Annotated in this window: 15 protein-coding genes; all 15 read right to left on the bottom strand. The window is 43.3% G+C overall.

Annotated elements, in window-relative coordinates; translation table 11 throughout:
* Positions 1-24: 24 nt before the first annotated feature.
* The 15 genes from S4054249_RS26750 to S4054249_RS24220 all read right to left on the bottom strand — a co-directional run bounded on the left by S4054249_RS26750 (position 25) and on the right by S4054249_RS24220 (position 19,402).
* The gene (locus S4054249_RS26750) at positions 25-183 is read right to left on the bottom strand and encodes a hypothetical protein (protein ID WP_155523264.1); all 159 of its coding nucleotides are present in this window, start codon (positions 181-183) and stop codon (positions 25-27) included.
* Positions 170-502, bottom strand: coding sequence for a hypothetical protein (locus S4054249_RS24285; protein ID WP_069949127.1), 333 nt, complete (start codon positions 500-502; stop codon positions 170-172). Before S4054249_RS24285 ends, S4054249_RS26750 begins: the two co-directional genes overlap by 14 nt.
* 57 nt (positions 503-559) lie before the next feature.
* The gene (locus S4054249_RS24280) at positions 560-982 is read right to left on the bottom strand and encodes a hypothetical protein (RefSeq protein WP_235611275.1); all 423 of its coding nucleotides are present in this window, start codon (positions 980-982) and stop codon (positions 560-562) included.
* A gap of 190 nt (positions 983-1,172) precedes the next feature.
* Complete coding sequence (locus tag S4054249_RS24275; protein WP_081231491.1) at positions 1,173-2,111, bottom strand: hypothetical protein; 939 nt, start codon at positions 2,109-2,111, stop codon at positions 1,173-1,175.
* Between the two features lie 23 nt (positions 2,112-2,134).
* Entirely contained in the window at positions 2,135-5,953 is a 3,819-nt protein-coding gene (locus tag S4054249_RS24270) for a toxin VasX (protein WP_069949125.1), read from the bottom strand.
* Positions 5,954-6,044: 91 nt separating this feature from the next.
* Positions 6,045-6,941, bottom strand: a complete 897-nt coding sequence (locus S4054249_RS24265) for a hypothetical protein (protein ID WP_069949124.1) — start codon at positions 6,939-6,941, stop codon at positions 6,045-6,047.
* Between the two features lie 28 nt (positions 6,942-6,969).
* A complete protein-coding gene (locus tag S4054249_RS24260; RefSeq protein WP_145925131.1) occupies positions 6,970-7,956 on the bottom strand; it encodes a hypothetical protein in 987 nt (328 codons plus the stop codon).
* Between the two features lie 13 nt (positions 7,957-7,969).
* Positions 7,970-8,851 carry a hypothetical protein gene (locus tag S4054249_RS24255; protein WP_081333503.1) on the bottom strand — a complete coding sequence of 294 codons (882 nt, stop codon included), beginning with the start codon at positions 8,849-8,851 and terminating at the stop codon, positions 7,970-7,972.
* 34 nt (positions 8,852-8,885) lie between these two features.
* Positions 8,886-9,821, bottom strand: a complete 936-nt coding sequence (locus tag S4054249_RS24250; protein ID WP_081333502.1) for a hypothetical protein — start codon at positions 9,819-9,821, stop codon at positions 8,886-8,888.
* 23 nt (positions 9,822-9,844) lie between these two features.
* A complete protein-coding gene (locus S4054249_RS24245; RefSeq protein WP_069949120.1) occupies positions 9,845-13,663 on the bottom strand; it encodes a toxin VasX in 3,819 nt (1,272 codons plus the stop codon).
* A gap of 91 nt (positions 13,664-13,754) precedes the next feature.
* Entirely contained in the window at positions 13,755-14,201 is a 447-nt protein-coding gene (locus S4054249_RS24240; protein WP_235611274.1) for a hypothetical protein, read from the bottom strand.
* Positions 14,191-14,589, bottom strand: a complete 399-nt coding sequence (locus S4054249_RS24235; RefSeq protein WP_069949118.1) for a hypothetical protein — start codon at positions 14,587-14,589, stop codon at positions 14,191-14,193. Before S4054249_RS24235 ends, S4054249_RS24240 begins: the two co-directional genes overlap by 11 nt.
* Positions 14,590-14,623: 34 nt before the next feature.
* Positions 14,624-15,568, bottom strand: a complete 945-nt coding sequence (locus S4054249_RS24230; RefSeq protein ID WP_046354336.1) for a hypothetical protein — start codon at positions 15,566-15,568, stop codon at positions 14,624-14,626.
* A gap of 15 nt (positions 15,569-15,583) precedes the next feature.
* Complete coding sequence (locus tag S4054249_RS24225; protein ID WP_069949117.1) at positions 15,584-19,111, bottom strand: hypothetical protein; 3,528 nt, start codon at positions 19,109-19,111, stop codon at positions 15,584-15,586.
* A 15-nt stretch (positions 19,112-19,126) separates the two neighbouring features.
* Complete coding sequence (locus S4054249_RS24220; protein WP_069949116.1) at positions 19,127-19,402, bottom strand: hypothetical protein; 276 nt, start codon at positions 19,400-19,402, stop codon at positions 19,127-19,129.
* Between the last annotated feature and the right edge of the window lie 8 nt (positions 19,403-19,410).

The following is a 19,410-nucleotide window of genomic DNA, read 5'->3' as shown; positions in this document are numbered from 1 at the left end:
GAAGTGTATTTTTACGGTTTCTAACTACCAAACCTTCCAGCGGCTTACTTGCTTGTCTTCTGGATCAATATACTTTTTCATCACTTCAGGAAAAGGGCCCGTACCCATGGCGTTTTTATCTTTTTTATAATGCTCTTCTATTGATTCATGTACGTCTTCATGTATCGGCTCATTGATATCCATAAACTTCAAAATGGCTGTCCAATGATCTGTTATCCGTGCCATGGTGCTCCCGCGATGAAAACGGCTTTTTAAATGGCTTAGCTTCTTTAAACTCGCAGCCATTTAACTGTGCAGCTTTTGCAAGACGTTGCTCATATGTCTGATGATGAAGGTGGTCTTTTGGCACGTCTTCGTAAAAAACGTTAGATTTTCGATAAGAAACACGATTCTTTCTCCTTAGTTCCAGTAACTCAAAAATTGCTTTCTCGTCACCTGTAGCATTTTTTTTCTGCTCTTCCATATCAGCTCTAATTTGCTCGATACTTTTTTTAGCACTCATAATTTACTTTGCCTTATTACCCCAGTTAATACTAATTTCACCTTAATCGAGAGAAAATCAATGTATGACTGGAAAGTCAGACATTAAAAATACCTTTTTAACATATATACCACCTTGAAACTCTTGAATTGGCTTTGGCTTGTCTCTTATCTGTTGCCACAAACTGTCATATTCTTTTTTCACTCTTATAGGCAATGCATATTCTTGCTTAGTATGCTCTAGAATCTTGGCGCCTTTTCCATAAGGGAAAGTCACAAACTCTGCTTTAAATTCAATTTCTTGATTGTGTGCCAAACCGAGTACCTGTTCTAACTTGGTATATGTGGTGCTAAATTGCCATCCTGTTCTACCTGGAAAAATTTCTATTTCCGAGGTTAGCAAGCTAATTTGATGATCAGTTATGCGTTTAAATGTTTGCTCCCCTTGACTGATATTCCTCCAGTACATTCGGACATCAGCACCATTTTTTTTGTTTACCATGGGCGCAAAAAGCTGGTACTTGACTGTCCCGACGCTTGATGTTCCGAAAATGCCCATGCGATACCCGCTCCGATCAGTAGTATAATTAAGCCCGCAAATTTACCGTACTAGGAAGTTAAACCATTTTTGTGGGACCCTGGCTTTCCTTTCGCTATTAAAACTCAATCCTTTTGGTTTGGCATCAAAACCGCTACCAAACCTCAAATCGGTTGATCTGCTTATCCTCTGCATCCAAGTACTTTTTCATTGATTCAGGAAACGGGCCAGTACCCATGGCGTTTTTATTATCACGAAAATGCTCTTCTATGGTTGTGTGAACATCCATATGTATTGGCTGGCTTATATCCATAAACTTTATAATGGCTGTCCAGTGATCTTTTTCCATCCCACCTAAAATAACAAGAGAAGGGCGCCACCAAAACTTCGCAGGATATTTTGTAAGTACGAGACTGCCTGTGGGTATCTCACCACTTCCACGGGCATTTTTTACAACCGGTCCTTGGCACAGCTCAATATCCTCTATGGGGATATAAAAAGGGCGCCTTAATAAAGTATGGGATGTGCGAACCAGCCCCGTATGGCGGTTAAACTCTATTTTGTCTAACCAATCTAGGTTTTTCCATAATACTTGATCCGCAAACCAAGGCCCTGCAATGGCTAAGGGCGTAAAAATAATTAACCAAATAGGACCTGATGTAATACCAAAGAGCAATGCGGCGCCACCGCATATGAACAAGATACAGCCAATTAATAGACATACTAACCAAATACCTGGGGCTCTTCTTATACCAACCACTTGTCCATCGCACCAGCCGATATGGTGATCTATATCTGTGTGCTCTCGAGAAACAAATGCTTCATTTTTCAAGTTTGATTTTTTGAAATCACAACCATTAAGTTCGGCAGCTTTAGCTAAACGCTCCTCGTAACTTTGATGATGTAAATGCTGCTTTGATAATTCTTCGTCATATAAACCTTGAGCTACATATTTACGCCTATTCGCACTTCTTTTCTCAATTCGATCAAACTTTTTTCTCTCTTCACCTGTTGCAGCTGCTTTTTCTTTTTCATATTCATCGAGCATTTCTTCGATAGATTTGACTGGTTTCTCACTTTTATTTAGAGACATAATAATCCTTATTCGATTAATACCTAACGAGGATTTGAAGGACGTAAAAATACCTCTTGTAAATACATCCCCCCTTGAGTTTGTTCATACTCACCCTCGCCAAAAAAAGACTCCCAGAATGATTCTGCTTGGCGTTTGACATACGACGGCAGCATAAACTCTGTTTCAGTCCCCTCAACCAATTTAGCGCCTTCCCCTTGCGGATATACTTTGTATTCTCCCTTGAGCTCAATACTGCTGTTATAAGGCAGCCCTAAAACCTGCCTTATACGGTAATAACTCACATCAAAATGCCAACCTTTCCGAGCTGGAAGTAACGTAATTTTTGACATTAACTTACTCAATTGATGATAAGTGAGTACTTTAAATTCCTTATCAGGCCCTGTCGTTCGCCGCCACATCAGTTTTACCCTTGCACCGTTAATGGGGTGTACCATTGGCGCGTAAAATTTGTAGCGCACATATTGCATCCTTGGGTCATTGGCTATCTCTAATTTAGGTCCATATAAAGCACTGTATAAATCTAACAAAGCCAATTCAGGTTTGTCCTTCCACTGCGACGCTCTAGCAGTAGAGTCGTTGCTTTCGTCATCTTTAAAGCGTGTACGTCCATTCCCCCAATGACATGCTTCTAACCACCCTTCAATGGGCTTTTCAGCAAATACCCACACAACCCCAGCGCCTATCAATAAAAGAACCAAACCAAAAATAGCCAACCCAGATATACAGGCAGCAATGGCCGCTGTCTGTAATGCTTTAATCGTAAGTACCCCAACACCCAGTGCAGCAGAGGTCGTCATGCCAGCAAAACCAAGCATCATCAGGCCATGACCAATAAACTGCGAATTATCTCCCCGTCGCATTGCCTTACTCATCTCATAAAAAGACACATAGGTACTGACTGCGCCGGCCAAAAACGTAAATACATTGCCTGCTAAAACGAAAACAGCTTTGGCCTTCATTTGGGACATCCACCAAAACCGCTTTGAAAGCGCACTCGGTGGCACAGGTTTATTTCTGAGCAGAGCATAACATTGCTTGGGTGAGGGGAGGCCTGCTCTTCTCTCGACTATGTTAAGGCCAACATTAACTCCAATATCAAACAAATCTAACACCGCCGAAGTTTTACTCAACCCACTGGCGTTTTTGTCTGTCAGCACTTTAAACGCATTGATCACCTCAAAAATACTCACAAAGGCCAAGGTGCCATTGAGTGCGCGATTAAATACCTCTGGGCTAATACGCTTATTAGCCATATTATTTAACGCTTCATTTTCGTGAGCTAGGCCTTCTAGGTTCCATTTGCTTTCAAATTGGCTTTCTCTTCTTTTATCTAAAGTTTCTTGCTGATTGTCTCGTTCAGTTCTCAAATCTGAAATCGCATTTTCATCTATCATCAGCATAGTTTTTTGCAATCGCTTTATGCCTACCCGGGCCTCTACTTGGTTTTTATCGATGAGCCTAAGTACTTCATCTAGCGAACCATCTAACGTGATGATGTGGTCAAGTCGGCTTTTTACTGTATGTTGGTCGTCTATCACTAAATCTGCCTCAGCAACGCTTTGATTTGATTTATGATATTCATCATCAAATTCTTCGGTTGCTCGCGCGAGTTTTTCTAGCTGCGCTTGTGCCCGTTTTGCTTTGTCTTGAAAATTAAGCGGTAACTTACCGTCTGGTAACTTTCCGTTGTAATAGTCATTAACGTCAATATCAACTTCTTCCAGTAAATCTCCTGTGAGCACACTGGCCAAATGCTGAAACCTGTCATATAAGCTCATGGGCTTTTCGATAGTATGAAACTGCATTGTGGTAAAGTACTCGAAATGCGCCTCTAGATTTTTAAGACCTTGACGAGATTTAATTAATTGTGATTTCGCCCGTGCATGATTGCGCTTATGGGCTTCAAGCTCTTCAATACGAGCTTGTATTTGCTGCTTTAAAAACTCATTTTGAGACTCGACGGCTTTGGGGTCAGCCCCTGCTACTTTTTTCATCTCCGCATATACTTGAGCTCTCACCCGCTCTTGCTCGCTAATTTGCTTGTTTTTACTGGCAATATTTTGCTCCAAGCTGTTTATTTCACGCTCCAGCTCCTGCGTTTGGTCTTTTAGCTGCTGCTCTAACTCATTGCGATTTTTAGCACTGGCTTTTATATCCGCACCAGCGCCTCCCATTGCATAGTAACTAGTGGGAACTGAAAAACTAATCGCCAGCACCCCCCAAATCATTTGCGAAGCACGGCGCCAAAATTCGCGCTGCTCGCCAGACATTAAGCCTTCGTCTATGTCTTGCTGAATTTGTTGCTGTAATTCAACTGAAAAAACCGTATCAAATGGGTCACTGCTTTCTCTGCGTGCGCACTCATAATCGCTCAATGCAGTGCCGGTCTTTTTAGGATACATCAGCGCGGTCAGCTTTAAACTGTTGGCTGCGTTTTCAGTATCTAGGGGATGCGTGCCTAGTACTTTTAACATCAGCTCTTGGCCCATGTCCTCTTCGTCTATTTGCTTGGCAGCCGTAAAATCTGAGTCATGTACTAAAAAGCTTTCAATTAAGGTTTTGGTGAGATCAGTGTAAGGCGCGGTGACATCGCTTATCAGCTCATACACAAAGTTACGTCTTACATCTTCGTAATAGCCATAGTCCTTCACCGCTTGATAAAAACTCATTGGCTCGTCTTCGCGGGTGATATGGTCAAAGCCAAATGACTTTTGCACATTGATGGCGCGGGCAGAGGTCAGTGCCTGTTCGGTTTTTAAGTAGCGTCTAAACTCATACTTTGAAAAACCAGCGCGCACCCAGCTTTTGTAGTTTTGTGCCATGTCTTGCTCATGCTCAGAGACCGACATGCCAAGGTCCACTTTTTGCTGGGTGGTATTGGGAAACGCAAAAAACTGCGACTGAATGGTGGTCGCCAGCACATGTTTAGAAATGTTTTTTTGCTCTGGTGCAAAGTCTTCAAAATCATCTGGGGTGAGGGGCGCGCCTTTGATAGACTCCATCGACAATTGCTGGATGTTTTTACGCTCTGAGACGATTTCAGCGGCAAGATAACGGGCTACGCCGATTGGGTCTTTTAATACCGGGCGGTGCAGGCCATTTTTTGGCATACGCGGTAGCGGGATGTGCTGTGGCGCCTCATCATTGCTGTAGCCTTGTGCATAGTTACCCAATTTATCAAGCACTTGCATACGTTGTCTGCGGCGCTCGCTGGCGGCGTCATCATTGGTGCCCGGCTTTACGCTTGGCCCATAGTTTAAGCGCGGATCGTTTTCGCTCATGCCGCCAAAGGCTTCAATTTGCCGCCAGCACCACTGAGTTTCACTGAATGCAATTTCTACTCGGCATGGCTGACCATACAATTTATTGGGCACCAAAACTTGCTTGAGCTGCTCACCCGTTGCCACGCGCTCACCAACTTGGCCGTGCTCATCAATGCGCCACGCTTGCGGGCCTTTTTGGTACGCGAGGTTCACATCTTTAAAATAAGAAATGTCTTCTTCTTCGTGCTCTGTGACTTCCAGCTCGCGCCATAAGTGACCGTCCACATAAATGTATAAATATCCGGGTCTTAAGTTCGTTAGTTTGCGCTCAGCGGCGCCATCTGGGGTGCACTCACACAAGGGGTAAATGTACACCAACTCAACATCGGCGTTGTTATTGTTTTGTGTGGTGTTGGCAAAGCCCAGTGGAATTTTATAAAAACCGGTTTTAGCCTGATCTTCGCTGTAATCTTTGATCATCAATGAGACTTGCTCTGAGTCACTGGCATAGCCTTCAAACACCAATTCGCGATAAGCGCCTTGCTCATTGACGCTAGTGGGAGCTGTACTTGTCATCCGATCTTTTCCTTGATCTATAAAATACTACTGGTGCTTTTTCATTCAAAAAGCTTCTACTTTAGTTGAAGTGTATTTTTACGGTTTCTAACTACCATACATTCCAGCGGCTTACTTGCTTGTCTTCTGGATCAATATACTTTTTCATCACTTCAGGAAACGGGCCTGTGCCCATGGCGTTTTTATCTTTTTTGTAATGCTTTTCTATTGATTCATGTACGTCTTCATGTATCGGCTCATTGATATCCATAAACTTCAAAATGGCTGTCCAATGATCTCTTTCCATTCCCCCAAAAGTAGCAATGGTTGGCCGCCACCAAAATTTAGCTGGGTACTTAGTCAATACTAAGCCACCCGTTCCCATCTCACCTCCACCTCTCGCCGCTTGAATGATTGGCCCTTCACACATTTCAACATCTTCAATCGGGACATAAAATGGCCGTCGCAATAAAGTATGTGAGGTGCGCACAAGTCCGGTATGGCGGTTAAACTCAATCTTGTCTAACCAGTCCAGCTGTTCCCATAATTTATAAGTCAGCCAAGGGCCAATACAAAAAAGCACTAACGCAGCTGGCATTAACCAATTAGGGCCATGGAATACTCCCTCAAAGAAAAAACCAAGCCCTGCGGGGAAAAAAAGAACGGAAAGGAATAAACAAATAAGCCAAATTCCGGGCGCCCTGCGCAAAGCCAATACTTGTCCATCACAATTTCCAATGTGATGAAAATGGTCAGTATGTACCCTTGAGGAGAAAGCTTTTTTATAAGGCTTAGCAGTTTTGAACTCACAACCATTTAATGATGATGCCAATGCCAAACGTTCCTCGTAGCTTTTCTCATGCAAATGCGCTTTCGATAACTCTGTATAATAGATTTGCTGAGCTTTGTATTTTTTAACGTTATCTGCTCGCTTATCAATCTCATCGTAAATTTGTTTATACGCTTGTTGGCATGCTTCTTCTGTTTGCGCTTCTTGACTAATCTTCATCCTTAAATTTGTAAATCTCCGTTATTTGCTACCAAACCTCAAATCGGTTTATCTGCTTATCCTCTGCATCCAAGTACTTTTTCATTGATTCAGGAAACGGGCCTGTGCCCATGGCATTTTTATTATCACGAAAATGGTCTTCAATTGTTCTATGTATATTACGATGTATTGGCTGAGAAATATCCATAAACCTTACAATGCTGGCCCAATGCTCTTGCTCCATCCCACCAAATACCGTAATGGTTGGCCTAAACCAGTAACGCTTAGGGTATTTGGTTAACACTAGGCTGCCTGTGGCCATTTCTCCGCCGCCTCTTGCGGCTTGTACCACAGGGCCTTCACACAGCTCTATGTCTTCAATTGGCACATAAAAACGTCGTCTCAGAAATGAAAAAGGCATACGCACCAATCCGGTGTGGCGATTAAATTCGATTTTATCTATCCATGCCCCCCACTCCCAGACTTTGTAGACCGCCATGGGACCTAATATACTCACGGGGATTAAATGTGAGTACGAAAAATCCCAAACAAAGACTATATTAACAACACCATAAATCCCCATATACATAAATAGGAGGCACCATAAAAAACAAAACCCGCCCCAAAATGGTGCTCTGCGGATCACAACAATTTGTCCATCGCACCAGCCAATGTGATTATCCGTACCATGGTGCTCCCGCGATGAAAACGGCTTTTTAAATGGCTTAGCTTCTTTAAACCCACAGCCGTTTAACTGTGCAGCTTTTGCAAGACGTTGCTCATATGTCTGGTGATGGAGGTGGCCTTTTGGCACGTCTTCGTAAAAAACGTTAGATTTTCGATAAGAAACACGATTCTTTCTCCTTACTTCCAGTAACTCAAAATATTCTTTGTCTTCACCTGTGGCATTTCTCTCCAGTTCTTCCACCTCAGCCCTAATTTGCTCAGTACTTTTTTTGTATTCTTGCCGTGTCTCTCCATCTATTTTCGAGCTTTTTGTATTGTCATTTGACAACTCTTCTTTGGAGTTCATCATGTAATCGAGCCCGCTACCAAACCTTCCAGCGGCTTACTTGCTTGTCTTCTGGATCAATATACTTTTTCATCACTTCAGGAAAAGGGCCCGTGCCCATAGCGTTTTTATCTTTTTTATAATGCTCTTCTATTGATATATGTACATCTCGATGTATCGGCTCATTAATATCCATAAACTTCAAAATGGCTGTCCAATGATCTCTTTCCATTCCCCCAAAAGTAGCAATGGTTGGCCGCCACCAAAATTTAGCTGGGTACTTAGTCAATACTAAGCCACCCGTTCCCATCTCACCTCCACCTCTCGCCGCTTGAATGATTGGCCCTTCACACATTTCAACATCTTCAATCGGGACATAAAATGGCCGTCGCAACAAAGTATGTGAGGTGCGTACAAGTCCGGTATGGCGGTTAAACTCAATTCTGTCTAACCAATCCAGCTGTTCCCATAATTTATAAGTCAACCAAGGGCCGATAATAAATAATGCTATACCTGCCAAAATCCACCAAGCGGGCCCAGTAATTAGTCCAAAAACAAAAAAGCCAAACCCCCCAAAAAATCCAAAAAGAGAAAGAAAAAAACAAACAAGCCAAATGCCGGGTGCTCTGCGCAAAGCCACCACTTGTCCATCACAATCGCCAATATGATGGAATTCATCAGTATGTTCTCTATCACTAAATGGTCTTTTGAAGGGTTTTGCTACTTTAAATCCACAACCATTAAGTTTTGCAGCCATAGCCAAACGGTCTTCATAGTTACTATGATGCAAATACTCTTTTGATAAATCTAAATAATAAAAGCCTAAATCTGTGTATTTTGAAACATTGCTACTTCTCAAGCGCATTGCTTCCAGCTGCTGCTCTCTAATCTCTTCTTCTGTTAGCGCTTCTTGACTCATCTTCATCCTTAAATTTGTAAATCTCCGTTATTTGCTACCAAACCTCAAATCGGTTTATCTGCTTATCCTCTGCATCCAAGTACTTTTTCATCGATTCAGGAAACGGGCCTGTGCCCATGGCATTTTTATTATCACGAAAATGCTCTTCTATGGTTGTGTGAACATCCATATGTATTGGCTGGCTTATATCCATAAACTTTATAATGGCTGTCCAGTGATCTTTTTCCATGCCACCTAAAATAACAAGAGAAGGGCGCCACCAAAACTTCGCAGGGTATTTTGTAAGTACGAGACTGCCTGTGGGTATCTCACCACTTCCACGGGCATTTTTTACAACTGGGCCTTGGCACAGCTCAATATCCTCTATGGGGATATAAAAAGGGCGCCTTAATAAAGTATGGGACGTGCGTACTAGCCCTGTATGGCGGTTAAACTCTAACTTGTCAAGCCAATCAAACTTCTCCCAAAACTTATACAGCCCCCAGGGGCTGGCTACCATCAAAGGAGAAAACGCAATAAGCCAAAGCGGTCCTGATAGTAGACCAATTAACAGCCCCCCAAAGCCCACCGCAAATAAAATCACATTTAAAAAAATACACACTAACCAAATACCTGGGGCTCTTCTTATACCAACCACTTGTCCATCGCACCAGCCGATATGGTGATCTATGTCTGTGTGCTCTCGAGAAACAAATGCCTCATTTTTCAAGTGTGATTTTTTGAAATCACAACCATTGAGTTCGGCTGCTTTAGCTAAACGCTCCTCGTAACATTGATGATGTAAATGCTGCTTTGATAATTCTTCATAGTAAATGCCTTGTTCAAAATACTTTGTATTATTTACACTTCTCTGTTCTATTTCATCAAATCTTTTTTTATCCTCACCCGTTGCAGCTGCTTTTTCTTTTTCATATTCATCGAGCATTTCTTCGATAGATTTGACTGGTTTTTCACCTTTATTTAGAGACATAATAATCCTTATTCAATTATTTCCTAACGAGGATTTGATGGACGTAAAAACACCTCTTGTAAGTACATCCCCCCTTGAGTTTGCTCATATTCACCCTCGCCAAAAAAAGACTCCCAGAATGACTCTGCTTGGCGTTTTACATACGACGGCAGCATAAACTCTGTTTCAGTCCCCTTAACCAATTTAGCGCCTTCCCCTTGCGGATATACTTTGTATTCTCCCTTGAGCTCAATACTGCTGTTATAAGGCAGCCCTAAAACCTGCCTTAAGCGGTGATAACTCACATCAAAATGCCAACCTTTTCGCGCAGGAAATAGCGTAATTTTTGACATTAACTTACTCAATTGATGATAAGTGAGTACTTTAAACTCCTTATCAGGCCCTGTCGTTCGCCGCCACATCAGCTTTACCCTTGCGCCGTTAATGGGGTGTACCATTGGCGCGTAAAATTTGTAACGCACATATTGCATCCTTGGGTCATTGGCTATCTCTAATTTGGGTCCATACAAGGCGCTGTATAAATCTAATAAAGCCAACTCAGGTTTGTCCTTCCATTGCGATGCCCTAGCAGTAGAGTCGTTGCTTTCATCATCTTTAAAGCGTGTACGTCCATTCCCCCAATGACATGCTTCTAACCACCCTTCAATGGGCTTTTCAGCAAATACCCACACAACCCCCGCGCCTATCAATAAAAGAACCAAACCAAAAATAGCCAACCCAGATATACAAGCAGCAATGGCCGCTGTCTGTAATGCTTTAATCGTAAGTACCCCAATACCCAGTGCAGCAGAGGTCGTCATGCCAGCAAAGCCAAGCATCATCAGGCCATGACCAATAAACTGCGCATTATCTCCCCGTCGCATTGCCTTACTCATCTCATAAAAAGACACATAAGTACTGACAGCGCCGGCCAAAAATGTTGCAACATTCGCTGACAAAACAAATACCGCTTTCGCTGTCATTTGAGACATCCACCAAAACCGCTTTGAAAGCGCACTTGGTGGTACAGGCTTGTTTCTGAGCAGAGCATAACATTGCTTGGGTGAGGGTAACCCTGCTCGTCGTTCCAAAATATTAAGGCCAACGTTTAGGCTGACATCAAGCAAATCTAACACCGCCGAAGTTGTACTCAACCCACTGGCGTTTTTATCTGTCAGCACTTTAAATGCGTTGACTACCTCAAAAATACTCACAAAGGCCAAGGTGCCATTGAGTGCGCGATTAAATGCCTCTGGGTTAATGCGTTTACTCGCCATCTGATTCAATGCCGCATTTTCATGCTCTAGACCCTCAATATTCCAAAGGCCTTTTAGCTCACTGGCCTTTTTATTTTTCAATAAACCTTCCTGACTTTTCTTCTTCAAATGTAAATCAGAAATCGCATTTTCATCTATCATCAGCATAGTTTTTTGCAATCGCTTTATGCCTACCCGGGCCTCTACTTGGTTTTTATCGATGAGCCTAAGTACTTCATCTAACGAACCATCTAACGTGATGATGTGGTCAAGTCGACTTTTTACTGTATGTTGGTCGTCTATCACTAAATCTGCCTCAGCAACGCTTTGATTTGATTTATGATATTCATCATCAAATTCTTCGGTTGCTCGCGCGAGTTTTTCTAGCTGCACTTGTGCCCGTTTTGCTTTGTCTTGAAAATTAAGCGGTAACTTACCGTCTGGTAACTTTCCGTTGTAATAGTCATTAACGTCAATATCAACTTCTTCCAGTAAATCTCCTGTGAGCACACTGGCCAAATGCTGAAACCTGTCATATAAGCTCATGGGCTTTTCGATAGTATGAAACTGCATTGTGGTAAAGTACTCGAAATGCGCCTCTAGATTTTTAAGACCTTGACGAGATTTAATTAATTGTGATTTCGCCCGTGCATGATTGCGCTTATGGGCTTCAAGCTCTTCAATACGAGCTTGTATTTGCTGCTTTAAAAACTCATTTTGAGACTCGACGGCTTTGGGGTCAGCCCCTGCTACTTTTTTCATCTCCGCATAGACTTGAGCTCGCACCCTCTCTTGCTCGCTAATTTGCTTGTTTTTACTGGCAATATTTTGCTCCAAGCTGTTTATTTCACGCTCCAGCTCCTGCGTTTGGTCTTTTAGCTGCTGCTCTAACTCATTACGATTTTTAGCACTGGCTTTTATATCCGCACCAGCGCCTCCCATTGCATAGTAACTAGTGGGAACTGAAAAACTAATCGCCAGCACCCCCCAAATCATTTGCGAGGCACGGCGCCAAAATTCGCGCTGCTCGCCAGACATTAAGCCTTCGTCTATGTCTTGCTGAATTTGTTGCTGTAATTCAACTGAAAAAACCGTATCAAATGGGTCACTGCTTTCTCTGCGTGCGCACTCATAATCGCTCAATGCAGTGCCGGTCTTTTTCGGGTACATCAGCGCGGTCAGCTTTAAACTGTTGGCTGCGTTTTCAGTATCTAGGGGATGCGTGCCTAGTACTTTTAACATCAGCTCTTGGCCCATGTCCTCATCGTCGATTTGCTTGGCAGCCGTAAAATCTGAGTCATGTACTAAAAAGCTTTCAATTAAGGTTTTGGTGAGATCAGTGTAAGGCGCGGTGACATCGCTTATCAGCTCATATACAAAGTTGCGTCTTACATCTTCGTAATAGCCATAGTCCTTCACCGCTTGGTAAAAACTCATTGGTTCTTCTTCGCGGGTGATATGGTCAAAGCCAAATGACTTCTGCACATTGATGGCGCGGGCAGAGGTCAGTGCCTGTTCGGTCTTTAAGTAGCGTCTAAACTCATACTTTGAAAAACCAGCGCGCACCCAACTTTTGTAGTTTTGTGCCATGTCTTGCTCATGCTCAGAGACCGACATGCCAAGGTCCACTTTTTGCTGGGTGGTATTGGGAAACGCAAAAAACTGCGACTGAATGGTGGTCGCCAGCACATGTTTAGAAATGTTTTTTTGCTCTGGTGCAAAGTCTTCAAAATCATCGGTGGTGAGGGGCGCACCTTTGATAGACTCCATCGACAATTGCTGGATGTTTTTACGCTCTGAGACGATTTCAGCGGCAAGGTAACGGGCCACGCCTATTGGGTCTTTTAATACTGGGCGGTGCAGGCCATTTTTTGGCATACGCGGTAGTGGGATGTGCTGTGGCGCCTCATCATTGCTGTAGCCTTGTGCATAGTTACCTAATTTATCAAGCACTTGCATACGTTGGCTACGGCGCTCGCTGGCGGCGTCATCATTGGTGCCCGGCTTTACGCTTGGTCCATAGTTTAAGCGCGGATCGTTTTCGCTCATGCCACCAAAGGCTTCAATTTGCCGCCAGCACCACTGAGTTTCACTGAATGCAATTTCTACTCGGCATGGCTGACCATACAATTTATTGGGCACCAAAACTTGCTTAAGCTGCTCACCCGTTGCCACGCGCTCACCAACTTGACCATGCTCATCAATGCGCCACGCTTGCGGGCCTTTTTGGTACGCGAGGTTCACATCTTTAAAATAAGAAATGTCTTCTTCTTCGTGCTCTGTGACTTCCAGCTCGCGCCATAAGTGACCGTCCACATAAATGTATAAATATCCGGGTCTTAAGTTCGTTAGTTTGCGCTCAGCGGCGCCATCTGGCGTGCACTCACACAAGGGGTAAATGTACACCAGCTCAACATCGGCGTTGTTATTATTTTGTGTGGTGTTGGCAAAGCCCAGTGGAATTTTATAAAAACCGGTTTTGGCCTGATCTTCGCTGTAATCTTTGATCATCAATGAGACTTGCTCTGAGTCACTGGCATAGCCTTCAAACACCAATTCGCGATAAGCGCCTTGCTCATTGACGCTAGTGGGAGCTGTACTTGTCATCCGATCTTTTCCTTGATCTATAAAATACTACTGGTGCTTTTTCATTCAAAAAGCTTCTACTTTAGTTGAAGTGTATTTTTACGGTTTCTAACTACCATACCTTCCAGCGGCTTACTTGCTTGTCTTCTGGATCAATATACTTTTTCATCACTTCAGGAAACGGGCCTGTGCCCATGGCGTTTTTATTTTTTTTATAATGCTTTTCTATTGATTCATGTACGTCTTCATGTATCGGCTCATTGATATCCATAAACTTCAAAATAGCTGTCCAATGATCTTTTTCCATCCCCCCAAAAGTGGCAATGGTTGGGCGCCACCAAAACTTTGCTGGGTACTTAGTCAATACTAAGCCACCCGTTCCCATCTCACCTCCACCTCTCGCCGCTTGAATGATTGGCCCTTCGCACATTTCAACGTCTTCAATCGGAACATAAAATGGCCGTCGCAATAGAGTATGTGAGGTACGCACAAGCCCGGTATGACGGTTAAACTCAATCTTGTCTAACCAATCCAACTTTTTCCATAACTTATAAGTCAACCAAGGGCCGATAATAAATAATGCTATACCTGCCAGAATCCACCAAGCGGGCCCTGTAATTAGTCCAAAAACAAAAAAGCCAAATGCCGGGTGCTCTGCGCAAAGCCACCACTTGTCCATCACAATCGCCAATATGATGGAATTCATCAGTATGTTCTCTATTACTAAATGGTCTTTTGAAGGGTTTTGCTACTTTAAATCCACAACCATTAAGTTTTGCAGCCATAGCCAAACGGTCTTCATAGTTACTATGATGCAAATACTCTTTTGATAAATCTAAATAATAAAAGCCTAAATCTGTGTATTTTGAAACATTGCTACTTCTCAAGCGCATTGCTTCCAGCTGCTGCTCTCTAATTTCCTCTTCTGTTAATACTTCTTGACTCATCTTCATCCTTAAATTTGTAAATCTCCGTTATTTGCTACCAAACCTCAAATCGGTTTATCTGCTTATCCTCTGCATCCAAATATTTTTTCATTGATTCAGGAAACGGGCCTGTGCCCATGGCGTTGTTATCTTTCTTAAAGTGTTCTTCAATACTTTCTTGGACATTCATATGTATTGGTTGACTAATATCCATAAACTTTATAATGGCTGTCCAATGATCTTTTTCCATACCTCCTAAAATAACAAGAGACGGGCGCCACCAAAACTTCGCTGGATATTTTGTGAGTACGAGACTACCTGTGGGTATCTCACCACTTCCACGGGCATTTTTTACAACTGGGCCTTGGCACAACTCAATATCCTCTATGGGGATATAAAAAGGCCGCCTTAATAAAGTATGGGATGTGCGAACCAGTCCTGTATGGCGGTTAAACTCTATCTTGTCTAACCAATCTAGGTTTTTCCATAATACTTGATCCGCAAACCAAGGCCCTGCAATAACTAAAGGCGTAAAAATAATCAACCAAATAGGACCTGATGTAATACCAAAGAGCAACGCGGCGCCACCACATATGAACAAGATACACCCAATTAATAGACATACTAACCAAATTCCTGGGGCTCTTCTTATACCAACCACTTGCCCATCGCACCAGCCGATATAATGATCTATATCTGTGTGCTCCCGAGAAACAAATGCTTCATTTTTGAAGGTCGATTTTTTAAAATCACAACCATTAAGCTCAACAGCCTTTGCTAAACGCTCCTCGTAACTTTGGTGATGTAGATGATCCTTACTTAACGATTCGAAGTATTTTCCTTGTTTAATATATTTATCTTCGTTGTCACTCTTTTTTTCTATCTCATCATAAAATTTTTTTCTTTCACCTGTCGCTTCTGCTTTTCTTTTTTTATACCGCTCTCGTAGCTCCAAAATCAACTTTTCTGAATTTTGTTCACTTTGCTGTTCGGTTTTCATCTAGTAACTCCTTCCTCAGTAACGACCTGGCGGACGTAAAAACACCTCTTGTAGATAAAGGCCGCCTTGGGTCTGCTCATACTCGCCCTCACCAAAAAAAGACTTCCAAAATGATTCTGCTTGGCGTTTGACATACGACGGCAGCATAAACTCTGTTTCAGTTCCCTCAACCAATTTGGCGCCTTCCCCTTGCGGATATACTTTGTATTCTCCCTTGAGCTCAATACTGCTGTTATAAGGCAGCCCTAAAACCTGCCTTATACGGTAATAACTCACATCAAAATGCCAACCTTTTCGCGCAGGAAATAGCGTGATTTTTGACATTAACTTACTCAATTGATGATAAGTGAGTATTTTAAATTCCTTATCAGGCCCAGTCGTTCGACGCCACATCAGCTTTACCCTTGCGCCGTTAATGGGGTGTACCATTGGCGCGTAAAATTTGTAGCGCACATATTGCATCCTTGGGTCATTGGCTATCTCTAATTTAGGTCCATATAAAGCACTGTATAAATCTAATAAAGCCAACTCTGGTTTGTCTTTCCATTGCGACGCCCTAGCTGTTGAGTCGTTGCTTTCGTCATCTTTAAAGCGTGTACGTCCATTCCCCCAATGACATGCTTCCAACCACCCTTCAATGGGCTTTTCAGCAAATGCCCACACAACTCCTGCGCCTATCAATAAAAGAACCAAACCAAAAATAGCCAGCCCAGATATACAGGCAGCAATGGCCGCTGTCTGTAAGGCTTTAATCGTAAGTACCCCAACACCCAGTGCAGCAGAGGTCGTCATGCCAGCGAAGCCAAGCATCATCAAGCCATGACCAATGAACTGCGCGTTATCTCCCCGGCGCATTGCCTTACTCATCTCATAAAAAGACACATAAGTACTGACAGCGCCAGCCAAAAATGTAAACACATTACCTGCTAAAACGAAAACAGCTTTGGCCTTCATTTGCGACATCCACCAAAACCGCTTTGAAAGCGCACTCGGTGGCACAGGTTTATTTCTGAGCAAAGCATAACATTGCTTAGGTGAAGGTAGGCCTGCTCTTCTCTCGACTATGTTAAGGCCAACATTAATTCCAATGTCAAACAAATCTAACACAGCCGAAGTTTTACTCAGCCCACTGGCGTTTTTGTCTGTCAATACTTTAAACGCATTGATCACCTCAAAAATACTGACAAAGGCCAAGGTGCCATTGAGTGCGCGATTAAATACCTCTGGGCTAATGCGTTTACTGGCCATATTATTTAACGCTTCATTCTCGTGATCTAAGCCTTCTAAGTGCCAGTCAGCTTCTAACTTATCTTTTAAAGTCTCGCTTAGTGCTTCCCTATCAGCCTTCCTTTCTCTATAAAGGTCTGAAATCGCACTTTCATCTATCATCAGCATAGTTTTTTGCAATCGCTTTATGCCTACCCGGGCCTCTACTTGGTTTTTATCGATGAGCCTAAGTACTTCATCTAACGAACCATCTAACGTGATGATGTGGTCAAGTCGACTTTTTACTGTATGTTGGTCGTCTATCACTAAATCTGCCTCAGCAACGCTTTGATTTGATTTATGATATTCATCATCAAATTCTTCGGTTGCTCGCGCGAGTTTTTCTAGCTGCACTTGTGCCCGTTTTGCTTTGTCTTGAAAATTAAGCGGTAACTTACCGTCTGGTAACTTTCCGTTGTAATAGTCATTAACGTCAATATCAACTTCTTCCAGTAAATCTCCTGTGAGCACACTGGCCAAATGCTGAAACCTGTCATATAAGCTCATGGGCTTTTCGATAGTATGAAACTGCATTGTGGTAAAGTACTCGAAATGCGCCTCTAGATTTTTAAGACCTTGACGAGATTTAATTAATTGTGATTTCGCCCGTGCATGATTGCGCTTATGGGCTTCAAGCTCTTCAATACGAGCTTGTATTTGCTGCTTTAAAAACTCATTTTGAGACTCGACGGCTTTGGGGTCAGCACCCGCTATTTTTTTCATCTCCGCATAGACTTGAGCTCTCACCCGCTCTTGCTCACTAATTTGCTTGTTTTTACTGGCAATATTTTGCTCCAAGCTGTTTATTTCACGCTCCAGCTCTTGTGTTTGGTCTTTTAGCTGCTGCTCTAACTCATTGCGATTTTTAGCACTGGCTTTTATATCCGCACCAGCACCTCCCATTGCATAGTAACTAGTGGGAACTGAAAAACTAATCGCCAGCACCCCCCAAATCATTTGCGAGGCACGGCGCCAAAATTCGCGCTGCTCGCCAGACATTAAGCCTTCGTCTATGTCTTGCTGAATTTGTTGCTGTAATTCAACTGAAAAAACCGTATCGAATGGGTCGCTGCTTTCTCTGCGTGCGCACTCATAATCGCTCAATGCAGTACCGGTCTTTTTCGGGTACATCAGTGCCGTCAGTTTTAAGCTGTTGGCTGCGTTTTCAGTATCTAAGGGGTGCGTGCCCAGCACTTTTAACATCAGCTCTTGGCCCATGTCCTCTTCGTCTATTTGCTTGGCAGCCCTAAAATCTGAGTCATGTACTAAAAAGCTTTCAATTAAGGTTTTGGTGAGATCGGTGTAAGGCGCGGTGACATCGCTTATCAGCTCATACATAAAGTTGCGTCTTACATCTTCATAATAGCCATAGTCCTTCACCGCTTGATAAAAGCTCATTGGCTCGTCTTCGCGGGTGATATGGTCAAAGCCAAATGATTTTTGCACATTGATGGCGCGGGCAGAGGTCAGTGCCTGTTCGGTCTTTAAGTAGCGTCTAAACTCATACTTTGAAAAACCAGCGCGCACCCAGCTTTTGTAGTTTTGTGCCATGTCTTGCTCATGCTCAGAGACCGACATGCCAAGGTCCACTTTTTGCTGGGTGGTATTGGGAAACGCAAAAAACTGCGACTGAATGGTGGTCGCCAGCACATGTTTAGAAATGTTTTTTTGCTCTGGTGCAAAGTCTTCAAAATCATCTGGGGTGAGGGGCGCGCCTTTGATAGACTCCATCGATAATTGCTGGATGTTTTTACGCTCTGAGACGATTTCAGCGGCAAGGTAACGGGCCACGCCGATTGGGTCTTTTAATACCGGGCGGTGCAAGCCATTTTTTGGCATACGCGGCAGCGGGATGTGCTGCGGCGCCTCATCATTGCTGTAGCCTTGTGCATAGTTACCTAATTTATCAAGCACTTGCATACGTTGGCTACGGCGCTCGCTGGCGGCGTCATCATTGGTGCCCGGCTTTACGCTTGGGCCATAGTTTAAGCGCGGATCATTTTCGCTCATGCCACCAAAGGCTTCAATTTGTCGCCAGCACCACTGGGTTTCACTGAATGCAATTTCTACTCGGCATGGCTGGCCATATAATTTATTGGGCACCAAAACTTGCTTAAGCTGCTCACCCGTTGCCACGCGCTCACCAACTTGACCATGCTCATCAATGCGCCACGCTTGCGGGCCTTTTTGGTACGCGAGGTTCACATCTTTAAAATAAGAAATGTCTTCTTCTTCGTGCTCTGTGACTTCCAGCTCGCGCCATAAGTGACCGTCCACATAAATGTATAAATATCATGGTCTTAAGTTCGTTAGTTTGCGCTCAGCGGCGCCATCTGGGGTGCACTCACACAAGGGGTAAATGTACACCAACTCAACATCGGCGTTGTTATTGTTTTGTGTGGTGTTGGCAAAGCCCAGTGGAATTTTATAAAAACCGGTTTTAGCCTGATCTTCGCTGTAATCTTTGATCATCAATGAGACTTGCTCTGAGTCACTGGCATAGCCTTCAAACACCAATTCGCGATAAGCGCCTTGCTCATTGACGCTAGTGGGAGCTGTACTTGTCATCCGATCTT

The organism is Pseudoalteromonas luteoviolacea (assembly GCF_001750165.1).
In the GTDB taxonomy this organism is placed as follows: Bacteria; Pseudomonadota; Gammaproteobacteria; order Enterobacterales; family Alteromonadaceae; genus Pseudoalteromonas; species Pseudoalteromonas luteoviolacea_G.
The sequence above is the reverse complement of the archived record's forward strand: the minus strand, read 5'-3'. Positions and strand labels throughout refer to the sequence as shown.

What these genes read in the sequence shown, in the direction of transcription:
- S4054249_RS26750 (WP_155523264.1), bottom strand. Translation starts at nt 183, where the DNA reads ATGGATATCAATGAGCCGATACATGAAGACGTACATGAATCAATAGAA.
- S4054249_RS24285 (WP_069949127.1), bottom strand. Translation starts at nt 502, where the DNA reads ATGAGTGCTAAAAAAAGTATCGAGCAAATTAGAGCTGATATGGAAGAG.
- S4054249_RS24280 (WP_235611275.1), bottom strand. Translation starts at nt 982, where the DNA reads ATGGTAAACAAAAAAAATGGTGCTGATGTCCGAATGTACTGGAGGAAT.
- S4054249_RS24275 (WP_081231491.1), bottom strand. Translation starts at nt 2,111, where the DNA reads ATGTCTCTAAATAAAAGTGAGAAACCAGTCAAATCTATCGAAGAAATG.
- S4054249_RS24270 (WP_069949125.1), bottom strand. Translation starts at nt 5,953, where the DNA reads ATGACAAGTACAGCTCCCACTAGCGTCAATGAGCAAGGCGCTTATCGC.
- S4054249_RS24265 (WP_069949124.1), bottom strand. Translation starts at nt 6,941, where the DNA reads ATGAAGATTAGTCAAGAAGCGCAAACAGAAGAAGCATGCCAACAAGCG.
- S4054249_RS24260 (WP_145925131.1), bottom strand. Translation starts at nt 7,956, where the DNA reads ATGATGAACTCCAAAGAAGAGTTGTCAAATGACAATACAAAAAGCTCG.
- S4054249_RS24255 (WP_081333503.1), bottom strand. Translation starts at nt 8,851, where the DNA reads ATGAGTCAAGAAGCGCTAACAGAAGAAGAGATTAGAGAGCAGCAGCTG.
- S4054249_RS24250 (WP_081333502.1), bottom strand. Translation starts at nt 9,821, where the DNA reads ATGTCTCTAAATAAAGGTGAAAAACCAGTCAAATCTATCGAAGAAATG.
- S4054249_RS24245 (WP_069949120.1), bottom strand. Translation starts at nt 13,663, where the DNA reads ATGACAAGTACAGCTCCCACTAGCGTCAATGAGCAAGGCGCTTATCGC.
- S4054249_RS24235 (WP_069949118.1), bottom strand. Translation starts at nt 14,589, where the DNA reads ATGAGTCAAGAAGTATTAACAGAAGAGGAAATTAGAGAGCAGCAGCTG.
- S4054249_RS24230 (WP_046354336.1), bottom strand. Translation starts at nt 15,568, where the DNA reads ATGAAAACCGAACAGCAAAGTGAACAAAATTCAGAAAAGTTGATTTTG.
- S4054249_RS24220 (WP_069949116.1), bottom strand. Translation starts at nt 19,402, where the DNA reads ATGACAAGTACAGCTCCCACTAGCGTCAATGAGCAAGGCGCTTATCGC.